19 protein-coding genes and 1 pseudogene are annotated in these 22,041 nt (G+C 53.6%); 15 read left to right on the forward strand and 5 right to left on the reverse strand.

Annotated elements, in window-relative coordinates; all coding sequences use genetic code 11:
* Positions 1-18 precede the first annotated feature (18 nt).
* On the forward strand, positions 19-330 hold the full coding sequence (locus G482_RS0103620) for a hypothetical protein (RefSeq protein ID WP_156905338.1): 312 nt from the start codon (positions 19-21) through the stop codon (positions 328-330).
* Positions 327-812, forward strand: a complete 486-nt coding sequence (locus tag G482_RS0103625) for a dihydrofolate reductase (protein ID WP_028448888.1) — start codon at positions 327-329, stop codon at positions 810-812. Before G482_RS0103620 ends, G482_RS0103625 begins: the two co-directional genes overlap by 4 nt.
* Positions 813-909: 97 nt before the next feature.
* On the opposite strand, the gene mltA is transcribed toward G482_RS0103625, so the two are convergent.
* The 5 genes from mltA to trpS form a co-directional block, all read right to left on the reverse strand.
* Positions 910-2,124, reverse strand: coding sequence for a murein transglycosylase A (mltA, locus tag G482_RS0103630; protein WP_051258688.1), 1,215 nt, complete (start codon positions 2,122-2,124; stop codon positions 910-912).
* 7 nt (positions 2,125-2,131) lie between these two features.
* Positions 2,132-2,386, reverse strand: coding sequence for a PhaM family polyhydroxyalkanoate granule multifunctional regulatory protein (locus G482_RS0103635; RefSeq protein ID WP_028448890.1), 255 nt, complete (start codon positions 2,384-2,386; stop codon positions 2,132-2,134).
* Complete coding sequence (locus G482_RS0103640; protein ID WP_028448891.1) at positions 2,383-4,668, reverse strand: NADP-dependent malic enzyme; 2,286 nt, start codon at positions 4,666-4,668, stop codon at positions 2,383-2,385. Before G482_RS0103640 ends, G482_RS0103635 begins: the two co-directional genes overlap by 4 nt.
* A 126-nt stretch (positions 4,669-4,794) precedes the next feature.
* Positions 4,795-5,289, reverse strand: a complete 495-nt coding sequence (locus G482_RS0103645) for a DinB family protein (protein WP_028448892.1) — start codon at positions 5,287-5,289, stop codon at positions 4,795-4,797.
* 112 nt (positions 5,290-5,401) lie between these two features.
* Positions 5,402-6,412, reverse strand: a complete 1,011-nt coding sequence (gene trpS / locus G482_RS0103650; protein WP_028448893.1) for a tryptophan--tRNA ligase — start codon at positions 6,410-6,412, stop codon at positions 5,402-5,404.
* Between the two features lie 360 nt (positions 6,413-6,772).
* Here trpS and G482_RS19995 point away from each other — a divergent pair, with 360 nt between their 5' ends.
* From G482_RS19995 to G482_RS0103715, 13 genes and pseudogenes are all read left to right on the forward strand, one after another.
* A complete protein-coding gene (locus G482_RS19995; protein ID WP_084414443.1) occupies positions 6,773-7,297 on the forward strand; it encodes an adenylyl-sulfate kinase in 525 nt (174 codons plus the stop codon).
* A complete protein-coding gene (locus tag G482_RS0103665; protein ID WP_245575235.1) occupies positions 7,260-8,096 on the forward strand; it encodes a class I SAM-dependent methyltransferase in 837 nt (278 codons plus the stop codon). Before G482_RS19995 ends, G482_RS0103665 begins: the two co-directional genes overlap by 38 nt.
* A 4-nt stretch (positions 8,097-8,100) precedes the next feature.
* The gene (locus G482_RS0103670) at positions 8,101-10,416 is read left to right on the forward strand and encodes a PEP/pyruvate-binding domain-containing protein (RefSeq protein ID WP_028448895.1); all 2,316 of its coding nucleotides are present in this window, start codon (positions 8,101-8,103) and stop codon (positions 10,414-10,416) included.
* Between the two features lie 29 nt (positions 10,417-10,445).
* A complete protein-coding gene (locus G482_RS0103675) occupies positions 10,446-11,021 on the forward strand; it encodes a gamma-glutamyl-gamma-aminobutyrate hydrolase family protein (protein ID WP_245575236.1) in 576 nt (191 codons plus the stop codon).
* A gap of 1 nt (position 11,022) precedes the next feature.
* A complete protein-coding gene (gene cysQ, locus G482_RS17150; protein ID WP_034618678.1) occupies positions 11,023-11,817 on the forward strand; it encodes a 3'(2'),5'-bisphosphate nucleotidase CysQ in 795 nt (264 codons plus the stop codon).
* Complete coding sequence (locus tag G482_RS0103685; protein WP_028448897.1) at positions 11,814-12,548, forward strand: phosphocholine cytidylyltransferase family protein; 735 nt, start codon at positions 11,814-11,816, stop codon at positions 12,546-12,548. The genes cysQ and G482_RS0103685 overlap by 4 nt, the downstream gene beginning before the upstream one ends.
* Complete coding sequence (locus G482_RS0103690; protein ID WP_156905339.1) at positions 12,535-13,632, forward strand: DegT/DnrJ/EryC1/StrS family aminotransferase; 1,098 nt, start codon at positions 12,535-12,537, stop codon at positions 13,630-13,632. The genes G482_RS0103685 and G482_RS0103690 overlap by 14 nt, the downstream gene beginning before the upstream one ends.
* Positions 13,629-14,570 carry a WxcM-like domain-containing protein gene (locus G482_RS20795; RefSeq protein ID WP_028448899.1) on the forward strand — a complete coding sequence of 314 codons (942 nt, stop codon included), beginning with the start codon at positions 13,629-13,631 and terminating at the stop codon, positions 14,568-14,570. Before G482_RS0103690 ends, G482_RS20795 begins: the two co-directional genes overlap by 4 nt.
* Entirely contained in the window at positions 14,567-15,652 is a 1,086-nt protein-coding gene (locus G482_RS0103700; RefSeq protein ID WP_028448900.1) for a CDP-glycerol glycerophosphotransferase family protein, read from the forward strand. Before G482_RS20795 ends, G482_RS0103700 begins: the two co-directional genes overlap by 4 nt.
* 15 nt (positions 15,653-15,667) lie before the next feature.
* Positions 15,668-16,336 (forward strand): annotated as a pseudogene (locus tag G482_RS20890) (glycosyltransferase); the annotation flags it as partial.
* Between the two features lie 246 nt (positions 16,337-16,582).
* Positions 16,583-19,966, forward strand: coding sequence for a glycosyltransferase (locus tag G482_RS19390; protein ID WP_051258689.1), 3,384 nt, complete (start codon positions 16,583-16,585; stop codon positions 19,964-19,966).
* Between the two features lie 108 nt (positions 19,967-20,074).
* Positions 20,075-21,541: a flagellin N-terminal helical domain-containing protein gene (locus G482_RS0103710; RefSeq protein WP_034618684.1), complete on the forward strand. Its 1,467-nt coding sequence runs from the start codon at positions 20,075-20,077 to the stop codon at positions 21,539-21,541.
* An 84-nt stretch (positions 21,542-21,625) separates the two neighbouring features.
* On the forward strand, positions 21,626-22,012 hold the full coding sequence (locus tag G482_RS0103715) for a flagellar protein FlaG (protein WP_028448902.1): 387 nt from the start codon (positions 21,626-21,628) through the stop codon (positions 22,010-22,012).
* The last annotated feature ends 29 nt before the right edge of the window (positions 22,013-22,041 follow it).

Raw genomic sequence — 22,041 nt, forward strand, 5'->3', positions numbered from 1 at the left:
GAATTTGGTGGAGCGCGTATGCCTGCCCATTTGATTGCCCATTTACTGGGCGTGGCCGTGCTGGGGCACGCGCTGTTGCTGCTGGCTTTAGGGCTGGTATTGCACCATTTTGCCGGGGGGATCTGGCCACCGGGTGTGTATATGGTTTTCTGGCTTTTGCTCGCCTGCCAAGTCACGGCGGGCATGCTGACGTGGCCACTGGCCCCCGCCGGCGGCCGCGCCTGGCTGTGGGCGCTGGGCGTGGCGCTCAGCGGTTGCCTGGTGGGTGCTGCAGCGTGGTGGCAACTGCGCCCAGTGGCGGCGCAAACAATGAATGAGGACAATCCATGAGTGAAGTCGCCATTATTTCGGCGGTGGGCGCCAATCGGGTGATCGGTATCGATAATCGCTTGCCATGGCGCCTGCCGGAAGATTTGCAGTATTTTAAGCAGCTCACCATGGGCAGCCCGATGCTGATGGGGCGTAAAACCTTTGAATCGCTGCCGGGCTTATTACCCGGCCGGCGGCATTTGGTGATTAGCCGCAATCCGGCCTGGTCGGCGCCGGGCGCCGAAGTGTTTCCGAGCCTGGCCGCGGCCATTGCCGCTTGCGCCGAGTTGCCACGGGTATTTGTGATTGGCGGCGGCGAGATTTATCGGCAGGCCATGGATCTGGTCGACACCCTGTATCTGACCGAAGTGGCGCTAAGCCCCGATGGCGACGCCTACTTCCCCGAATTTAGCCCCGCGCAATGGCAGGAAACCGCGCGCGAAGTGCACACCAGCGCCAAAGGCATCGACTACGCCTTTGTCACGTATCGCCGGCGTCGCTGAGTTAGTTTCAATGCATAGAGGGGTATTGCTCGCTAGGCCAAAGCATAATTATCTTAGTGAGTAATACCCCTGTTTTATGGCTAAGCACTCGGCCGCTTTATTGCGGCAGAGCAATGCCTTTGGGCCACAGTAGCCATAATTGCCCGCTTTGTTTCATCGTGCCGGCCAGTTCACCGGCGGCCGCGCCGGTGCCCCAGAAAAAGTCGGCTCGCACACTGCCTCGAATCGCGCCACCAGTGTCTTGCGCCGCCACCAGGCGATGCAGGCCGCCGGCTGTATCGGGGCGGGTGGTGGCAATAAAGGCCAAACTGCCCAATGGCACCGTGCCCGGGTCAACCGCGATGCTGTAGCCGGCGGTGAGCGGCACATTCAGGCTGCCCAGCGGGCCATCATCGGCTTTGAGCCCATCGCTTTCGCGCAGCTCGCGGAAGAACACATAACTCGGATTACTATTGAGCAGCTCATCCACCCGTGCCGGATTGGCCTTGGCCCAGGCGCGAATGCTCTGCATCGAGACTTCACTGGCGGGCAGCAAGCCTTGCTCCACCAGCCAGCGGCCCACCGGCTTATACGGCCGGCCATTCTGATCGGCATAGCCCAGGCGCAGCATGCGTCCATCGGGTAGCTGTACCCGGCCTGAGCCTTGAATCTGCAAAAACTGCACATCCAGCGGGTCTTGCAACCAGGCCAATACCGGCGCTTTCAGGCCTTTGGCCACGATTTCGGCGCGATCCGGGTAGGGCAGGAGTTTATTGCCCACCAGCCGGCCGCGCAGGCGTTTGCCTTTGAGCTCGGGGTAAACCTCATCCAGCGCCACGGTAATCATATCGCTGGGCGGGCCATACACCGGCTGGTTGGCTTGCGCGTTGCGGCTCAGGCTGCCGGGGTACACCGGCTCGTAGTAGCCGGTGATCAGCCCGCTGGTGCTGCCATCGGTGTTGGCCAGCTGATAGGGCACCAGCTCGCGCTCGATAAATTGCCGGATCGCCGCCCGCTCTAGCGGGACAGTGCGGGCGGCCTGACACACGGCCAGCCATGGCGTGCGCGGTTTGGCGCAGCCTTTGAGCCAGGCTTGCCAGCCAGGCACCAAGGCATCGTCGGCCCAATTAGGCAGATCTTGCCAGCTGCGGGCCTGATAACGCGGCGCAGCGGGTATAGCCTCTGAGGGCTTATTGGTACTGGGCTTGGTAGAGGTACTGCTGGGGGTATTGCTAGCGGTGGCTACACTCGGTGCACTGGGCCCGGTGCTGGCGCAGCCAGCAAGAAAAACAGCCAGCAAGCTGGCTGTGAACGGTAAAGCGGTGAATTTCATTGCATTCTCAGAGGTGGGGTTCCGGCGGTTTGGGCTCTAGCCCTTGTTTAAAAGCGGCCAGCCCGGCTTTTTGCATTTCCAGCGTTTTGATCGTCATTTGCAGCATACCAACCTGCAGGCTGAGCCATTGCTCGACCGTGCGGCATTCGGCGATCTTGCGCTCGATTTCTTCCTCTGACAGCGGCGGCAGAAAAGGGTTGCTGCCCGGCTTCATCATTTGACTAAAAAAACTGAAGGGATCGGCAGGATTGAATTCGCTCATGCAGCATCTCCACTGGAAAGGGTGGCGGCCTCAACCGCGGCCAGCGCGGCCATATTGATAATACGCCGAACCGACGCGGTCGGGGTCAGAATATGGGCCGGTTGCGCCAGCCCCATCAGGATCGGGCCGATGGTCACGCCTTCGACTGAGGTGGTTTTCAGCAGATTAAACGAGATATTGGCCGCATCCAGATTGGGCATCACCAGCACATTGGCTTCGCCTTTGAGGCGCGAATGCGGGAACACTTGCTGGCGAATGGCGCTCGATAGCGCTGCATCACCATGCATTTCGCCATCGATTTCCAGCTCTGGTGCGCGCTGGGTGACGAGTTCCAGCGTGCGCTGCATTTTGCGTGCCGATGGGGTATCAAATGTGCCAAAGCTGGAATGGCTTAGCAGCGCCACTTTGGGCACGATGCCAAATTTGCGCACCGCTTCGGCGGCCATCAGGGTGATGTCGGCCAGCTCCTCGGCGCTTGGATCCTGATTCACATAGGTATCGCAAATAAACATATTGCCGGTTTGCAGCAGCAAGATATTCATCGCCGCCGTGGTTTGGGTCGCCAGCCGTGGGCCCAGTACATTCATCAGGTGATGATGGTGGTTTTGATACAGCCCATAGGTGCCGCAAATCAGCGCATCGGCTTCGCCACGTTTCACCATGAGCGCGCCAATTAGCGTGGTTTTACGCCGCACCTCGGCTTTAGCTAGGTTTTCAGAGACGCCCTTGCGCATCATCAGGCTGTAGTACAGCTGCCAATATTCGCGGTAGCGCGGATCGCTTTCCGGGTTACACACTTCAAAATCAATGCCGGGGCGGATGGTCAGGCCCAATTTTTCGATCCGGCTTTGCAGTACTTGCGGGCGGCCGACCAGAATGGGCACACACAGCTGCATGGCCAGAATTTCCTGTACCGCATGCAGCACCCGCTCGTCTTCCCCTTCGCAGAACACCACGCGCTTTTGCGCCTTTTTCGCGGCAGCGAATACCGGGCGCATAAACAGATTGGTTTTGTAAACAAACTGCGTTAGCTCATCGATATAGGCGGCAAAATCGGTGATCGGGCGGGTGGCCACGCCAGTATCCATCGCCGCTTTGGCAACAGCCGGGGCGATTTTGACAATCAGGCGAGGATCAAAGGGTTTCGGGATCAGGTATTCCGGCCCGAAGGAAAGCTCTTGGCCGCTGTAGGCATCGGCCACCACATCGGACTGTTCGGCGTGCGCGAGCTCAGCGATGGCATCTACCGCGGCGTGTTTCATGGCTTCGTTAATGGTGGTGGCGCCAACATCCAGCGCACCACGGAACATAAACGGGAAGCACAGCACATTATTAACTTGATTCGGGTAGTCCGAACGGCCTGTGCACACAATCACATCGCTGCGCGCGGCCTGCGCTTCTTGCGGGGTGATTTCCGGGGTGGGATTGGCCAGCGCCAATACCAAGGGATTGGCATTCATGCTTTGCAGCATCTCGCCGGTGACTACGCCCGGGCCAGAAAGGCCGAGGAAAATATCCGCGCCCTCGAGTGCTTGGGCCAAGGTGCGTAAATCGGTATCGCGGGCGTAGCGCTGTTTGGTTTCATCCAGCGGCCCGCGCGCAGTGTGAATCACGCCTTTGGAATCGCACACCATAATGTGCTCGCGTTTCACCCCGAGCGACACCAACAGATCTAGGCAGGCAATTGCGGCCGCGCCTGCGCCCGAGGCCACCAGGCGCACTTCGCCCAGCTGTTTGCCAATCAGGCTCAAGGCGTTTTTAACTGCCGCACCGACAATAATGGCCGTGCCGTGCTGATCATCATGGAAAACCGGAATATTCATGCGCTCGCGCAATTTGCGCTCAACATAAAAACACTCGGGCGCTTTGATGTCTTCCAGATTGATACCGCCAAAGGTGGGCTCTAGCGCGGCGATAATTTCTACCAGTTTGTCCGGGTCTTTTTGTTCGATTTCGATATCAAACACATCAATCCCAGCAAATTTTTTAAACAGTACCCCTTTCCCTTCCATCACGGGCTTGCCGGCCAGCGGGCCAATATCCCCCAGCCCGAGCACGGCGGTGCCGTTGGTGACCACGGCCACCAGATTGCCGCGGGAGGTTAAATTACGGGCCTCGCTTGGATCGGCCACAATAGCGTCGCACGCCGCCGCTACACCGGGCGAGTAGGCGAGCGCCAGATCACGCTGGCTGGAGAGCGCCTTGGTGGGCATCACCTGAATCTTGCCCGGCTTGGGAAAGCGGTGGTATTCGAGTGCTTTTTTACGAAGTTCTTCATCCATGCTGCACCTGCGCCCCTGAGTGGTGATGGCTTCATTCTAGACGCAGTGAGGGATGAGCGTATTGCCGAAATGCTTTATTTCGCAGCGCAGCAATTCACGGCAGAGCGGCCGTGAATCCAGCTGAGCTTAGGTCGTGCGATGCAAATAGCCGGTGAGAATGTCTGGGGTGATTTTGACCGGTGATTTGCCACCTTCACTGATGATCCGCCCAATTTGCCCGCGGTGGTAGCTGGCGTGGGTCAGAACATGCAGCAAGATGTCGCCCACCGTCATCCGCGCCGGCTTGCCGTCGGTGAAGACAAATTCAATCACCCGGCTGAGATCTTGGCAGGCGGGCTGGGCCAGTAGCGCGAGCCAGGCTTGATCCAGCTGGGTTTGTAGAGCGATGAGTTCGGCTAAGGTTGGTGTTGCGGGGGTGTTGGTGGCGGTAAATCCATGTTCCTCGCCGTGCAAATGCGCCAAGAAAATCTGATCGATCACCGCCAGATGATTGAGTAGCCGCGTAGCAAGGTGCAGATTTTTGGGCGGCAGTTGCTCGCCATGCTGTTGCAATTGCGCCAATAATTCTTGGGTGGCAGCCGCTTTGTGGGCGAACGCCGCATGAATAAAGTGTGTGCTCATCTCTTTGCCTTGGTGTATGGGCTGAAAGCCTATTATTTGTATGATCTGCTGGCAGATACCGGCATGGGTATCTGCACAAAAGCTATTCTTGCCACAACATGCTACTCAGCAATTAAAAGTAGTACATGCCCATGGCTGTTTTAACTTTATGCAGTGTCAACACTGCGGTTTGCCGCGCCTTGGCCGAGCCGCACAGTAGCATCGACAAAATCGCATCCGGCTCTTTGGCAAGCTCTTGGCGGCGGGCGCGTATCGGCGCCAGCAGGGCTTGCAGTACCTCATTCAAGCGAGCCTTCACCACGCTATCGGCCAGCCCACCATGTTGATAATGCGCTTTGAGCTCGGCCACTTTGGCGTTATCCGGGTAAAAAGCATCGAGGAAGCTAAATACCACATTGCCCTCGACCTGCCCGGGGCTGCCCACGGTGAGATGCTGCGCATCGGTGTACATGCGATTGACGGCCGCGGTGATCTCATCGGCGCTGGCCGAGAGCGATAGATGGTTGCCCGCCGCACGGCTCATTTTGCCTTTGCCATCCAGCCCCGGCAGGCGGGTGGTGTTCGACAACAGCGCTTTGCATTCGCGCAAAATCGGTTCGCCAACCATGCGATTAAAGCGGCGCACGATTTCATTGGTTTGCTCAATCATCGGCAGCTGATCTTCGCCCACCGGAATTAAGGTGCCACGCAAGGCGGTGATATCGGCGGCCTGGCTGATCGGGTAGGTGAGAAAACCGGCTGCTACATCGCGTTCTTGCCCTTTATGGCGAAGTTCGTTTTTAACCGTAGGGTTACGCTCCAACCGCGCCACCGTGACCAGATTCATCAGGTAAAACGAGAGCTCGGCCAGCTCGGGCACCATTGATTGGATCAGGATGGTAGATTTTTGTGGATCAATGCCCACGGCAAGATAATCCAGCGCAATATCAATCACAGCCTGGCGCACACCATGGTAATCGCCCTGATGATCGGCCAGTGCCTGAGTGTCGGCCAACAGGATAAATTGCTGGTGCTGATCTTGCAGTTGCAAGCGAGTTTGCAATGAGCCGGCAAAGTGGCCTAAATGCAAAGGACCGGTGGTGCGATCACCGGTGACCACAACGGTCGATTGGGGGGTAGTCATGATGCAGCTCCTGGATTTTGCTGAGCCGCCGGAAGAGGGTGGGGTAGAAAACAAAAAACCTGTCACCGTTTCCGGCGGCAGGTTTTGTCTGGACGAACAAAACTAGTGCCGCCTAAGGGCGCCACCAGTAGTAATACGCAAATGAAAAGGTGCGGATGTTCGTGTTCATGCCCATATGATGCTGGATTGGTTAGTACTGCGTCAAGTGTTGCTAGAATAGTTAGGCAATAGGAGGGTAAGCGAAGGTTGTGGGTTTTTTCAATTGTTGTTAGGCAACAACTCATTAAACTGTTTTGTTGATGCAGTTGCCTGTAACCTATTATTGGTAGTCCAGTTAAAGTGCTCCATGAGTAAATCTATATGTCTTCAGGCTTCGTTTATTGGATTACTGGGTTGGCTGGGGCAGGGAAAACCACTATTGGGTCTGCCTTACATGCACAGCTTTTAGATTTGGGGCGTAGGGGCGTTTTTCTGGATGGGGACCGTTTGCGCGAAGTGTTTGGTGGCCAGTTTGGGTATAGCATTGAGGAGAGGAGACACCTTGCTATGTGTTATGCCCGAATGTGCAAAATGCTCGCCGATCAAGGCTGTGATGTAGTTTGTGCAACGGTTTCGATGTTTGCTGATGTACGAGCGTGGAATCGTGAGAATATTCCCGGATATCGTGAAATTTATATTGTTGCACCCGAAGAGCATCTACATGAGCGCCGTGCATTTTATAAAGACCCACAAGCTACACATCATGTGGTGGGATTGAAATCAGGCTATGAGCTGCCTACTAACCCTGATGTCATTATTCATAATGATGCTCGAACTCCTCCGGAGCAGTTGGTGCAGCAACTTTTAAATGAATTATTTGCTAGATCACCGCAGGCAAGAGCGTGATTTATTTTCTTTAGCGCAATTAATTATCAATCTTTGGAGTTTTGTCTTGAAAACCGAATGGGACTACACAGCACTCGCCGATGCTTATTTGCAGCGGCCGGATTATGCAGAAAACGCTATTGACGATTTGCTCAATTTAGCTGGGGTCAAGGCGGGTGATTTGGTGTGCGATGTTGGGGCGGGCGTAGCGCATTTGACCCTGCCGCTGGCCGCAAGAAATTTGCAAGTGGTCGCGGTGGAGCCCAATGACGCCATGCGCGCAAACGGCATCAAACGGACCGAAGCGTTGGGTAATGTCAGCTGGCATGAAGGCACGGGTGAGCACACCGGCCAGCCGGATCATACTTATGCTTTGGTAACTTTTGGTTCGTCGTTCAACGTCACTGATCGACCTGCTGCATTGAAGGAAACTCAGCGTATTTTGAAATCGCATGGCTGGTTCGCCTGCATGTGGAATCATCGTGATCTGGATGACCCGATTCAGTCGCGTATCGAGAGCATTATCCGCGAACATGTTGACGGTTATGGTTACGGTACTCGCCGCGAAGATCAAACCGATGTCATCAATGCCAGTGATCTGTTTGGTCCGGTGCACCGCATTGAGGGCAAAGTATTGCATCAACAGAGTATCGAAGATTGCATTGAAGCTTGGCGTTCGCACGCTACCTTACAGAGACAGGCTGGCGATCGTTTTGCTGAGGTTATCGAGGCCATCGCCGCTTATCTGCGTGGCCTGGGCGTGGACAGCATTCAGATTCCTTACGTTACCAATTTGTGGGCCGCACGATTGAAGGACTGAACGCATGCAGTTCCTGAGTAAGGCACGTACACTCGAAGCGCTGCAGCCTCATCTGCGTAGCGCGCGTTTATTGCCGCAATTGCGTTTCGATGTCGCTCGTTGGCAAGAGGACAGCGTAGCTTTGCTTAAGGAAATTCGCGCCGCAGGCTGGCCTGTGATGGCTGTGCGTAGTAGTGCCGTAGCCGAAGATAGTGCTGCAGGCTCGCTCGCTGGCCGCTTTGAATCGGTTCTGCACGTGGCGAACGAGAATTTGCCACAGGCGATCGAATCTGTGCTGGCGTCGATGCAGGAAGCCGATGGCAGTATCAATTGGGCCAACGAAGTGTTTGTTCAGCCCATGATCGAGCAAGTACAGATGGCAGGCGTCGCTTTTGGGCTCGATCCAGCAACCGGTGCGCCATATTATGTACTCAATTACGATGACAGCAGTCGCCGCACCGACAGTGTGACGGCTGGGCTGTCCAATCAACTGCGTACCTATTACATTCATCATTTGGCGCCCCCACAACCTGAGCCTCTGGCTACTGTGGTAACGATGCTCGCCGAGCTGAGTGGCCTCTTTGGCTCTGCTGCGCTTGATGTTGAGTTCGCGGTGACTGATGCAGGTGAGCTTGTCTTACTACAGGTCCGGCCTTTGGTGCTTTCTGCCGCTCCAGTCGAGCCAGCTGCTCATTACCGCATGCTGGAACACATCAGCGCCAAAATTGGACAAGGCGTGTATCCGCAGCCTTTCTTACATGGAAGGCGTACCGTCTATGGGGTTATGCCCGACTGGAATCCTGCTGAGATTATTGGGATACGACCCAAGCCTTTGTCATTGTCGTTGTATCGGGAGTTGGTGACCGACAGTATCTGGGCCTATCAGCGCCATAATTACGGTTACCGCAATCTGCGCAGTTTCCCGCTCATGCTGCATTTTCATGGCCTGCCCTATATTGATGTACGCGTCAGCTTTAACTCTTTTGTTCCGCGTGATATTGATGGATCGCTTGCCGATAAACTGGTGAACTATTACATTGATCGACTGATGGACGCGCCCAATCTGCATGATAAGGTCGAGTTCGAGATCGTGTTTTCGTGCTACACGCTGGATCTGCCGAAGCGATTAGAGCAGTTGGCCGAAGCTGGTTTTAGCGAAGCTGAGCGTCAACGGCTGGCTGATAGTCTGCGCAATCTGACCAATCGCATCGTCGATAACGAAACCGGTCTGTGGCGCTCCGATCGCGACAAACTGGCAGTATTGGCAGCGAGACGCGACGAAATTCTTGCTGCTGATATAGATCGCGTATCGCGTATTTACTGGTTGCTGGAAGACTGCAAGCGCTATGGCACGTTGCCGTTTGCCGGCTTGGCTAGAGCAGGATTTATTGCGGTACAAATGTTGCGTTCACTGGTGTCGGTGGGGGTGTTGGATCGCGCCGATTACGATGCATTTATGAATGGGCTGGATACCGTTAGTGGACAAATGTCACGGGATCTGCTTCAGCTGGATCGCACTACTTTCTTAGCCAAATATGGCCACCTAAGGCCCGGTACCTACGATCTGTTATCTCCGCGTTACGATGAAGCTCCTGATCTTTATTTCGATTGGGAGCGTACTGCTGCTGACCATACTCCTGCATCGCCTTTTGCCTTGTCGCTTGCACAGATGCGTGCCATCAGTAAATTGCTGGCCGAGCATGGTCTGACGCATGATGTCGTTGGTCTATTCGATTTTCTTCAGGCTGGCATTGAGCTGCGCGAATATGCCAAATTTGTGTTCTGCCGCAATCTATCCGACGCGATGTCTCTGTTCCGTGAGCTGGGACGACACTATGGTTTCTCGCTCGAAGATATGGCTTATGCAGATATTCAGTGTGTATACGAGCTATATGCTGCTGGTGTCGATCCCGTTGCATTGATCGGTGAGAGTATTGCGCGGGGGCGCAAGCGCTATGGCGAAACCTGCCAGATCGTTTTGCCACCGTTGTTGACCAGCGCTGAAGATGCTTTTGCCTTTGAAATGCCAGCAACAGAGCCCAATTTCATTACTCAGCGGCAGGTTACTGCACCGGTCGTATCGTACAAAGATAGGGAGCATTTGGCAGGCGCGATTGTCTCGATCCCTAGTGCCGACCCAGGATTCGATTGGCTTTTTTCGCACGATATTGCTGGCTTTATCACTGCTTACGGTGGTGTGAATTCGCACATGGCCATTCGTGCCAATGAACTAGGCTTGCCGGCGGTAATCGGTTCGGGTGAAGTGCTCTATGGAAAATGGTCCACTGCACGCCGCTTGAATATTGATTGTGCCAATCGCCGTGTAGAGGTGCTGAATTGAAGCCCGTGTTGGTGAGCCAACGAGTCGATGTGATTGCAGAACGTAACGAACGTCGGGATGCGCTTGATCAGCGATTGATAGACGTACTTGCCGAATGTGGTTTGCTGGCCATCCCTGTGCCCAATCGGCCCGAGCGGGTTGCTGAACTTTGGAATGCCGTGCGCCCGCAAGGCGTGGTGCTGTCCGGCGGGAATGACCTGAGCCATTATGGTGGCAGCAGCTTGGAGCGTGACAAAACAGAGTCAATCTTGCTGGAGTTGGCTCTTGCTGAACACCTGCCGGTGCTGGGGATTTGTCGTGGTTTCCAAATGCTGGTGCATTATTTGGGTGGCAAATTGCATCGGCTGAACGGTCATACGGGAACACGACATCAAGTCAATGGATTGGTCGGTAATCAGAGATTTGATAGCGACGTAAACAGCTATCACGACTGGGGCATTGCTGAATTAGGCGAGATATTACAACCGCTAGCACACGCAGCCGATGGGAGTGTGGAGGCTGCTGGTCATCATGGTCATCGTGTGCTCGGTATCATGTGGCATCCGGAGCGTGAACCTAGCTTGAGCGGGCTGGATCGCAAGCTGATTGAACAGCAATTCGTCTGATATGAATGCCTCTTGTAATCGTTCCTTCATCGAATCCGAGCTGATACGCATTGCTCGTCTGGCTGGCGAAGCCATCCTGGCTATTTATGCGCAAGCGGGTTTGAGGGTAGAAACCAAAGACGATGGTTCACCACTGACTCAAGCCGATCTGGCCGCCAACCATATAATTTTGCGTGAACTGCAACAAGCATTCCCGTGGCCAGTGCTATCCGAGGAAACTCCTATCGAATACGCACAACGACAAAATTGGACAACATTTTGGCTGGTTGATCCATTGGATGGCACGAAAGATTTTCTGGAACGCAATGGTGAATTTACTGTCAATATTGCGCTGATCGAACGTGGCAAAGCCAGTCACGGCGTGATCCATGCCCCGGCCATTGACGAACTTTATTATGGGGCAGTTGGCACGAATGCCTGGTGCGAGGTGCGTGGTGTGCGAACTGACTTGCCCCAAACATGGGGGCGACGCACGCTGGCACAAAGCCGCCACCACGACGTGCCGCAGGCGGCTGAATTTGCTGCACTCAACGGCAATCCGCCTGCCGTTGCCATTGGGTCTGCGCTCAAGTTCGGGCGGCTAGTGGCCGGGCAGGTCGATATTTACCCGCGTTTTACCGGTAGTAGCGAATGGGATACCGCCGCAGGCGATGCTTTGCTGCAAGCTTGCGGGTGCCAATTGCGGGCATTGCCTGGACTGAAACCCATGACCTACAACACAGTAACCCTGCGTAACCCTCATTTCATCGCCGCAGCACCGCATGTGGCACTAGACCAACTGAGTTACCCGATATGACCCGAGCCATTATTCTTGCCGCTGGCCGCGGTAGCCGTATGGGCGAGTTGACTGCTGAGCAGCCTAAGTGTTTTACGCGCTTGCATGATCGCCGTTTGCTGGATTGGCAGTTGCTCGCTTTACGTGCCGCTGGGATTAGTCAGATAGCCATTGTCCGTGGCTATAACGCAGGCAGTTTTACCGAGCCGGTACAGTACTTTGACAACCCACGTTGGGCCCAAACCAATATGGTGCGTACATTGGCTGCAGCACACAGCTGGCTGGAGGCAGATGATTGTATCGTCAGTTATAGCGACATTTTTTATTCTGCTGCCACGGTACGTGCGCTTGTTGCATGTGCGGCGGAACTGGCAATTTCTTATGACCCCAACTGGCTGGAGGTGTGGCAGAAGCGTTTTGCTGATCCACTCGCGGATGCCGAAACCTTTCGACGCCATCCAGATGGAAGTCTTGCCGAAATCGGTGCTCGCAGTGACAGCGTGGATGCGATCGAAGGGCAATATATGGGGTTACTCAAGTTCACGCCGCCTGCATGGCAACGCGTAGCCGCATTATTGGACGAACGTGGGGCGGCGGCAGACAAACTCGATATGACGTCTTTGCTACGCCATGGGCTAGAAACAGGCTGGCATATCGCGACCGTACCGGTGGTCGGGCCTTGGGGCGAGATCGATTTCGCCAGTGATCTAGCGGCATACGCAGAGGTGGATTTCAGCCATGTTGCCGATTAACGATCTGGCACGACACAACAGGCCATTGGATAGCGACATTCGTGCCGCTATCAACCGAGTATTGCAACGCGGATATTATATTTTGGGCCCAGAAAATCAGGCTTTTGAGGCTGAATTTGCTGCATATCTGGGAGCGACTGATTCTGTGGCCGTTGGTAATGGCACGGATGCGTTGGAGCTTGCGCTAAAGGCGTTAGACATTGGCTCAGGTGATGAGGTAATCACAGTGGCCAATGCCGGGATGTATGCAAGCACAGCAATCCGCGCTGTTGGGGCTAAACCTAGTTGGGTCGATATTGAACCCCATCGCATGTTGCTGGATGTCGGTTTGCTGCCAGCTGCAGTCAATGAAAGAACGCGTGCTATCGTCGTTACCCATCTGTATGGGAGGATGGCCGATATAGAGGCTGTTGTGGCATTTGCCAAACCACGCGGTATTGCTGTAATTGAAGATTGCGCGCAAGCGCACGGTGCTCGCCGCAATTGCCAACTGGCCGGCACTCTGGGGGACCTGGCTGCGTTCAGCTTCTATCCAACCAAGAATCTTGGTGCATTGGGGGATGGCGGTGCAGTGGTTTCCAACAATCCTGCGCTGTTGGCCAGATTGCGTGGATTGCGCCAATACGGTTGGACCAGCAAATACCACGTAGGCATGACTGGTGGGCGCAATAGCCGACTGGATGAAATTCAGGCCGCTATCCTGCGCTGCAAATTACCCCATCTTGATGCTTGGAATTCACGTCGCCGCGCTATCATCGCCCGATATAACACGGGTTTGGCCGGGTTAGGCTGGCAGTTGCCCCCTGAACCGGACGAATCCGACGTGGGTCATCTTTACGTGGTTCGCACGCCGCAGCGTGATGCGGTGAGGACGACCCTTGCAGCTTTGGAAATTGCCAGTGATGTGCACTATCCGGTACCGGATCATCAACAGGCGGCATTCCCGGTCGCAATCAGTTTGCCAGTTACCGAAGCTGCCGCAGTCGAACTGCTGACGTTGCCTTGTTTTCCCGAGCTAAGCGATGCCGAAATTGATACTGTGATTGCTGCTTGCTGGCAGGCCGTCAAAGGAGAGCACTCATGAATTATTTCGTTCATCCATCCGGCTTGTGTGAAAGTGAAACAGTCGGCGAGGGAACGCGTATTTGGGCCTTTGCTCACGTCCTGCCTGGCGCGCGGATCGGAACAGATTGCAATATCTGTGATCATGTTTTCATTGAAAACGATGTGATTCTGGGCGATCGGGTAACTGTGAAGTGTGGCGTGCAACTTTGGGATGGCTTGCGCGTGGGCGACGATGTGTTCATCGGGCCGAATGCCACATTTACCAACGACCGCTTTCCTCGCAGCAAACAGTATCCGGAAGCTTTTTCTGTTACACGCATCGAGCATCACGCTTCGATAGGCGCGAATGCAACCATACTGCCGGGACTGACTATTGGCCAGTATGCAATGGTGGGCGCGGGGAGTGTGGTCACACATTCGGTGCCGCCTTACGCGATCGTCGTGGGCAACCCGGGTCGCATTGTTGGTTATGCCACTAATCATGCCGCTGTCACGCCCGAGCCGCATGCGCCGCACATGGGAAGTAGTACGGTGACTGGTGTACGTGGCGTACAGCTTCGCGAATTTCCGATTTTCGAAGACATGCGCGGAGCGCTGACGGTCGGCAACTTTGCCGGCGAAGTACCATTTGCCCCTAATCGCTACTTCATGGTCTTTGCAGTGCCCAGCAAGGACGTGCGTGGCGAACATGCACACAAGATCTGCGAGCAATTTCTGATTTGCGTGCGCGGGAGAGTACGTGTAGTGGCCGATGACGGCAAGGCACGACAGGAGTTCTTGCTCGATGGTCCTCAGCGCGGCTTGTATCTACCGGCTATGACTTGGGCTAGCCAGTATGCCTATAGCGCGGATGCTGTTCTGCTGGTGTTCGCATCACATGCCTACGATGCGGATGACTATGTCCGCGATTATTCCGCATTTCTTGCTTTGGTTAGTGAACAGGATAAGCTCCGATGACTCGCGAAGTTCTATGTTATTGCTACCACGTCTCGCATGTCCTCAATCTGGGGCAAATTCCCGCTTTACTGGCTGAGCGTGGCTGGCGGGTTCGCTGGTTCAATGCTTTTCCTGCCGCTTCATTTCCGTTGAAACCGGCGCCAGGCGTTGAATATGCATTCGAGGTGCCGTTGGAGGCGATAGGTCAGCAGGAGGCTGATTTTTACCTTACGCCATTTGTCGGGCAGAGTGCACATTTTCCGCGCCGCGCACGCCGGGTCCACTTTTTGGTGTCGCTGACAGGGCTGGATGGCGTGTATGACCGAGCCATGTTCGATCACTATGACGTGATTGCCTGTGCTGGTCGTCACCACGTCGATGATTTTATTGCGCTAGGTAATGAGCGCCGCTGGCAAAACAAATTGCTGATGCCGCTGGGCTACCCCAAGCTGGATGGTCAACGTCGCCAATTGGCGTCATCCAGCTTGACGCCACCGCACGAGTTGACCGTAGTTTTTGCACCGACACATGCTTACTACATCAATCAGGGTTTTTCGATTCTGCATCGTTACGGCGAACAGTTGATCGAAGCCATGCTGGCCGAAAAGATCCGTGTCGTATTCCGTCCGCATATGGAGTCATGGCGCGATCAGGACAAGCCGGTGGTCGAGCGTATCGTTACGCGCTTTGGTAGTCATCCATGCTTTACCTTGGATCGCTCGGGCAATTACTTCGATACCTACGCGCAAACACACCTGATGCTGACCGATATTTCTGGCACTGGTTTTACTTATGCGTTTACTTTTGGTCGCCCCGCGTTGTTTTTTGCCCCTAATCCATCCGAAGAAGCTGGCATGCGTGGTATTCAGTTCGAGCGGCGCGAAAATATAGGCTTGGTTGTTCGTTCACTAGATGAATTGATCGTAAAGTTGAGATTGGCGCACCGCCATGCCGCTTTTCTGCAGCAGCAAATTACCGATTTCCGGGAATGGCTGCTATTTAACCAAGGCTCTAGCGAGACCTTTTTTGCCGAGCACGCAATTCACCTGCTTGCCAATGACGGCCCAGTATCTTCATGGCCGACAATTCATCACCATTTCTGAATGGAGTCACTTTCAATGACGCCTGGCGCAATTCCTGACGTTACCGTTGCGGTGATGTCTTATAACAATGCCCGTTATATTGGCCAAACGATTGAATCCGTACTGACGCAGGAAGGCGTAAATGTCGAATTGATTGTGTTCGATGATCAGTCCAGTGACGATACTTTAAAAGTACTGGATAGTTTTGTTGGCCGTCCTGGTTTTCGCTACGAAGTAAACCCGAAAAACCTCGGCATGATGGGCAATTACAACCGCTGTGTCGAGTCAGGAAGTGCGCCTTATGTGGTAGTTTTAGGCTCGGATGATTTAATTTATCCAGGGCATTTGGCATCATTATTTGCTTCTCTCGAATTGCACCCTGGATCTGCCCTCGCGTATTCACAGTGCAATTGGATCGACGAGCATGGCCATTTAATATGCTATGCAGAACATCAAGGTCACCTCCCACATTCTTATTTTGGGCATAGGGATGAAGTAGTTGATCTACTTCGTTTTGATAACTATATAACGCCCTCTGCGGTTATGTTACGCAGATCATTTCTTCAGACAGTTAAACTTACGCATGGCGAACTGCACAGGGCAGAACTTATCGCGGGAGATTGGGAATTATGGACACGAATAGCTCGGACCTATCCAAATTTCGTATTTCTACGCCAGGCAACGGTGGGGTATCGCATTCATGGAGGACAAGTTTCGCGGAGTTTTTATGCATCAGAGAGGCCTTTGGCGGAACACTTAGAAATTTTAGAGCTTAATTGCGCGCATCAATCAACGCTTTCGAGGTTACGAAAAGCTGCTGTTCCAATTTGGGACTTATTTGATAAGCGGTTATCGGTATACAGCGATGAAGTTAAAGAAAAATATAATTGTAGAATTGATAGAGTCAGAAAGCTATTATTTGATTTTGAGCCGATTGCTGGATGGGCTTCATTGGTTAAAACCAACAATGAGAAGCAACCATTTTTCTCGGTTGTTTTAACCACCTACAATCGTCCGGCCATGCTGCGCGATACATTGCAAAGTTTGGCGCAACAAACCATGGCTGACTTTGAGGTGGTCTTGGTTAATGACTGCGGCTCGTTCGTTGAAGATGTTCTGGCAGATTTTCCGAGCTTAACTATTGCATATCTGCGCTTAGCAAAAAATAGTGGCCTCTCTGCTGCGCGAAATGCGGGCTTGATGATTGCTCGTGGGCGCTACATTACCTATTTGGATGATGACGATTTTTATCTACCAGATCATCTGGCATTATTGCGGCAGCAGTTTGAAAAGACACCGCAGGCTTTGGTGTATACCGATTCGATTACGGTCCAGGAAGATTTGATTGATGGGGTTCGCTATCCACTGGGTGGTCAAAATCTATATGCCCATCAAGGATTTTCGCGCGAACGTCTCTTGGTGCATAACTATATCCCGGTTAATACCTGGAGCCATCCAGCTGAATTGATTTCGCAAGTGGGCGGATTTGATGTCTCGCTGCCTTCGTTTGAAGATTGGGATATGTTATTGCGGCTCACTGAGCGCACGGAAGTCGTACACATCGAGCAAGTAACTGCTGAAGTGCGGCAGCGTCGTCAGCGCTCGTCCGATCAGATGACGAGTCAAAACCGGGCCAAATTCCCACTCTTGTATCGGCGGATTTATGGTCGCTATCCGGTAGAACAAGCAGAAATCAAGGCGCAACGAGAAGCTCAGCTTGCTGCTTTAGAGGTGCCGCCACAGCCGACTGTAGAGGAAGTCTATCGAGAGTTTCTCAGTAAGCGTAAGCTAAATCAGGCTGAGCTTGATGCCTATGCTGATAGCTTGCGCGGCTATGCACTGCCGCAGTTTACGATCGTGATTACGGATAGTGAGTTAAATGATCAGGCCTTGGTCGCAAGTTTGAAATCGATTGCGGCGCAGTACTATCAGCAGCATCAAGTTTGGGTGGTGAGTGCGCGCGATGCTACGCCAGCTAATTCTGAGCAAATCCGTTGGCTGAAATGGGCTGAGCTCGATGCAGCCATCGCGGCGCTACCTGCGGTTGGGCTGGTAGGGGTGTTTACTGCAGGCGATACATTTGAGCAGCACGCCTTGCTGTTGCTGGCGCATCAGCACCTCACGCAATCCAAATCGCTGCTGACTTTCGATGCTGACCAAATTGACGCGACGGGCCGTTGCCATTCGCCGCAGTTCCGGGCGCAATTTGATGCAGTATTGCAGCTCGGTACGGCGTATCTTGGCCGCTCATTGATTGTGCCAAGCGACGTCTTGCAAAGCCTGGCGCTAGATACGCAGCTGTTACAGGCCCCGCACCTTGGCTGGTGGCAGTTGGTGGTGTTGTCGGTCTTTTTACAGCATGGGGCGCAGGCGATTGCCCACTTGCCATTTGTGCTGCATCACCAAGCACGCGCGCTAGAGGCAGATGCGGACTACAGCCAGTTATTGCAGCAAGACTATTATCAGCTGCGCAATAAACCCGGCCAGCCGTTGAATCACAATGGCGTGCAGCGCATGGTGGCGAAGTCGCTTGATAGTCAGACCTTGATTGCGATCGAAGCTGGGCTTGAGTCTGAACGCTTGCTCACTAGCATTGAAAATCTATTAACTGGTATCGCTGGCTTGCCCGCAGTTGTAGTGGTGCTGGATCGGGGGGCTGATGCGCTGGCGCCGGCAGTGCAGGCCTTGAGCGATATTGCCCATCCGCAGCTGCAAATTTTATCGTGTCCGGCTGAATTTGATGTCTTAACGTGGTTGCGCAGCATGGCGAGCCAGGTTGAGTGGCTGGCCTATATTGCCGGTGACGTGTGTATCAATCAGCCAGAATGCATGCCGATGTTACTCTCGACCATGGCAATGAATGATGCGCAGTGGGTCGCGCCTCGGCTGGTAGATGGGCAGGGGCGGAATACGGGTGCCCCGCTGGTGGCGGGATTTGATGACGGTATCAAATCGCCACTGCAAGCTCTGCCAGTGGCTGAAGTAGGTTATCAGCAGCGTAATCAAGCTTTGCAACAATCACTGCTGCTCGATCCGCGTTGCGTGTTAATGCACCGCGACGTGTTGTTTGCGGATGTGCTCAGTGGTGCGGCAGGCTGGTCCTTGCAGTTGATTGAATTGCAAATGGCAAGTTTTACTAATGGGGGTATAGCCCTGTGGGAGCCGGTGGCCATGGCTTCTACGGATATACCCTTTGCACTAGAGCTGAATGATGTTGCGTCACTCATTCCGCGCTATCGCGATTTATTCGCTAACGATCCATTCTATAGTCCGAACTTTCAGCGCACTGGGCAATTCCTGCTTGAGCGTAATCGTTTGGCTGGGCCTGATTTATTGGCCTGGAGTCGCTTGCCGAAGGTCTTGGTCTTTCCGGCCGATGAGTTTGGCTGCGGCTACTATCGCTTGATTCATCCCTATCATGTGATGGAGCAGGCGGGCTTTATTCGTGGTGGCGTCGGTTTTGAGCACTTTTCGGTCTGTGATCTGCAACGGATCAAGCCCGATCTAATACTGGTGCAGCGCCAAATCTCGCCCGAGCAGATTGCTAGTCTGGCGCGCTATAAAGCCTGGGCCAATTGCCCGATTGTATTCGAGCTGGATGATTACATTCTCAACTTACCGGTGAAGAGTCTGCATCGGGATGAAATGCCGCAAGGCATGGCCGCAAGTTTGCGCAAAGCACTGTCGTATTGTGATCTCTTGGTGGTAAGTACGCCGCCGCTGGCTGAGGCCTTGCAAGGTTTTCATTCTGACATCCGGGTGGCAACCAATCGATTGCCGCCTAGCTGGTGGAGTTTTGCGGCAACGCCCAAATCGCCGGGCGAGGGTAAACCGCGCGTGGGTTGGGCTGGTGGTGTGGGGCATACGGGTGATTTGCTCTTAGTGGCGGATGTGGTGGCAGAGCTGGCCAACGAAGTGGATTGGGTTTTCTTCGGCCATTGTCCCGAGGCGCTGCAGCCATATGTGAAAGAGTTTCACCCTGGGGTTGAAATTACTCAATATCCGGCCAAGCTCGCTGCGCTGAATCTGGATCTGGCGATTGCGCCACTAGAAGAGAATTTATTCAACCGCTGTAAGAGCAATCTGAAGCTACTGGAGTACGGTGCGTGCGGATATCCAGTGGTCTGTACGGACTTTGGTCCTTATCAAGGTGATATGCCAGTAGTGCGAGTGAAAAATCGCTTCAAAGACTGGGTGGATGCGATCCGCTTGATGCTGGCGAATCACGATTTGCGCTTGGATATGGCGCAACGCTTGCAGGCTGAAGTGCGCTCCAACTGGATGTTGGATCAGGCTGCCGCTGCGGCATGGTGTCGTGCTTGGTTTGGACAATAATTTTTCATTTTTTTCCTAAAGTTATCCGGAGCAGGGACGATAGATGCTACAAGGACGCGGCGGTGCGTCCGTAAGCGAAAGCAATAACGCTCTCCAAGGAGAACAATCATGCAAGTAATCAACACCAACGTACCGTCGCTCAATTCGCAGCGTAATCTGGCGCAAACTGGTACTGCGCTTTCAACCTCGCTGACTCGCCTGTCTTCAGGTCTGCGCATTAACTCTGCTAAAGATGATGCTGCTGGTCTGGCGATTTCAGAACGGATGACGAGCCAGATCAAAGGTCTGGACCAAGCCCGTCGTAATGCCAATGATGGTATCTCACTCTCGCAAACTGCCGAGGGCGCGCTGCAATCATCAGGCGACATCCTGCAACGTATTCGTGAGCTGGCTGTTCAGTCTGTGAATGGTTCGAACTCGGGTTCAGACCGTCAGGCGTTGAATTCTGAGGTGTCTCAGCTGGTTACCGAGCTGGATCGTATTTCTAATACCACTGAGTTCAACGGCTTGAAACTGTTGAATGGCTCTTTTGGCTCAATGTCATTCCAAGTGGGTGCCAATGCCAATCAAACCATCAACGTGGGCACTGCTGACGTTCGTACCGATAAATACGGTCTGAGTACTTTTGCCTCTGCTTCTGCAGCTGCACCAACAAGTGCCACAGCCTATACTTCGGGCACTGTCACCGTCGGTGGTATCAAATCTAAAGACGTTGCCGTTACTGCAACTGATACAGCTAAAACACTGGCTGACAAAATCAACGCAGTGAATGGTGAAACCGGCGTTAGTGCATCGGCTCGTACCTTGGCGACTCTGGATTTTAGTGCCTCCGGTGCTTACAGCTTGGAAGTAACTTCAAGCAATACTTCAGCAGTAACTGTGTCGTTCTCTGTGAGCAATACCAATACTTCTGAAGGTTTGGCGCAAGCGGTTTCTGAAATCAATAAAGTTTCTTCACAAACTGGCGTGACCGCAAAAGTTTCTGAAGATGGTACTGAGATTCGTCTGGAAAACTCTACTGGTGCTAATCTGCAGATTGGTAGCAAAGCAAGCAGTGCGTCTGGTCTTGTGTTCTCAGCTGACCGCATTCAAAACGATGGTACCTATCAGAAAGGCGCTTCAGCATCGATTGCAGCAGGTACTTCAGGTACCGCAGGTCTGAAAGCTATGGGTTATGTGGCACTGGATTCAGCAAACGGCTTCAGTATCACTGATGCTGCGACCGGCATCTTTGGTACCGGTGTTGCGGATCAAACGAACAAAGTGAATACACTGGATATCTCTACCGCAGAAAAAGCGACTAGCGCGATCCGGATTGTCGATGCGGCGATTCAGACGATCAATAGTAGTCGTGCCACCTACGGTGCAGCCCAGTCTCGCTTTGAAACTACCATCAAAAACCTGCAGACTACTTCTGAAAACTTGTCAGCATCTCGCAGCCGGATTCGTGATACCGACTTCGCGAATGAGACCGCCAATCTGACTCGTGCTCAGGTGCTGCAACAGGCCGGTACTGCAATGCTGGCACAGGCAAATGCCTTGCCGAACCAGGTGCTGAGCTTGCTGCGTGGCTAATCAGCCCTGAGTATGCTGTGAAGTAGTACGCTGCGTGCCCCGGGATTTCGGTCTCGGGGCATATCCGCATAAGGAGTGATGATCATGCAAATCAATTCTGTGAACGGCTTAAGCCAAACACCCGGAATGCTTAAAGACGAAGGTCAGCGCCAGGTGGCTGTATCTGGACTACGCTCGGAGTCTGCCGCACCTGCAGTTGCAGTCGCTTCCGATGCGGTGCAAGCCCTAGATCCTAAGCAACAAGCCAAGCAACTGGATGACGCGGTCAAAAAAATCAATGAGACGATCAGCTCAATGAATCGCGATGTTGGCTTGGAATTCTCAACCGACGAAGCAACCAAGATGCGGACGGTCAAAATTATTGACATTGCCTCGAAAGAAATTCTGCGGCAAATTCCGTCTGAAGAAGTTTTAAATATTGCCAAAGCAATTGATCGTTTGCAGGGTTTATTAGTTCGCGATAAAGCCTAATGCAAACCAGCTCAGCAGGAGACTAAATC

This window comes from Chitinibacter tainanensis DSM 15459, assembly GCF_000429785.1.
GTDB classification, from domain to species: Bacteria; Pseudomonadota; Gammaproteobacteria; order Burkholderiales; family Chitinibacteraceae; genus Chitinibacter; species Chitinibacter tainanensis.

Coding starts and splice junctions, on each gene's coding strand:
- G482_RS0103665 (WP_245575235.1), top strand. CDS start 7,260: ATGAATTATTTGCTAGATCACCGCAGGCAAGAGCGTGATTTATTTTCT.
- G482_RS0103625 (WP_028448888.1), top strand. CDS start 327: ATGAGTGAAGTCGCCATTATTTCGGCGGTGGGCGCCAATCGGGTGATC.
- mltA (WP_051258688.1), bottom strand. CDS start 2,124: ATGAAATTCACCGCTTTACCGTTCACAGCCAGCTTGCTGGCTGTTTTT.
- G482_RS0103685 (WP_028448897.1), top strand. CDS start 11,814: ATGACCCGAGCCATTATTCTTGCCGCTGGCCGCGGTAGCCGTATGGGC.
- G482_RS0103690 (WP_156905339.1), top strand. CDS start 12,535: ATGTTGCCGATTAACGATCTGGCACGACACAACAGGCCATTGGATAGC.
- G482_RS0103620 (WP_156905338.1), top strand. CDS start 19: ATGCCTGCCCATTTGATTGCCCATTTACTGGGCGTGGCCGTGCTGGGG.
- G482_RS0103670 (WP_028448895.1), top strand. CDS start 8,101: ATGCAGTTCCTGAGTAAGGCACGTACACTCGAAGCGCTGCAGCCTCAT.
- G482_RS0103715 (WP_028448902.1), top strand. CDS start 21,626: ATGCAAATCAATTCTGTGAACGGCTTAAGCCAAACACCCGGAATGCTT.
- G482_RS19995 (WP_084414443.1), top strand. CDS start 6,773: ATGTCTTCAGGCTTCGTTTATTGGATTACTGGGTTGGCTGGGGCAGGG.
- G482_RS0103710 (WP_034618684.1), top strand. CDS start 20,075: ATGCAAGTAATCAACACCAACGTACCGTCGCTCAATTCGCAGCGTAAT.
- G482_RS0103645 (WP_028448892.1), bottom strand. CDS start 5,289: ATGAGCACACACTTTATTCATGCGGCGTTCGCCCACAAAGCGGCTGCC.
- trpS (WP_028448893.1), bottom strand. CDS start 6,412: ATGACTACCCCCCAATCGACCGTTGTGGTCACCGGTGATCGCACCACC.
- G482_RS20795 (WP_028448899.1), top strand. CDS start 13,629: ATGAATTATTTCGTTCATCCATCCGGCTTGTGTGAAAGTGAAACAGTC.
- G482_RS0103700 (WP_028448900.1), top strand. CDS start 14,567: ATGACTCGCGAAGTTCTATGTTATTGCTACCACGTCTCGCATGTCCTC.
- G482_RS0103640 (WP_028448891.1), bottom strand. CDS start 4,668: ATGGATGAAGAACTTCGTAAAAAAGCACTCGAATACCACCGCTTTCCC.
- G482_RS0103635 (WP_028448890.1), bottom strand. CDS start 2,386: ATGAGCGAATTCAATCCTGCCGATCCCTTCAGTTTTTTTAGTCAAATG.
- cysQ (WP_034618678.1), top strand. CDS start 11,023: ATGAATGCCTCTTGTAATCGTTCCTTCATCGAATCCGAGCTGATACGC.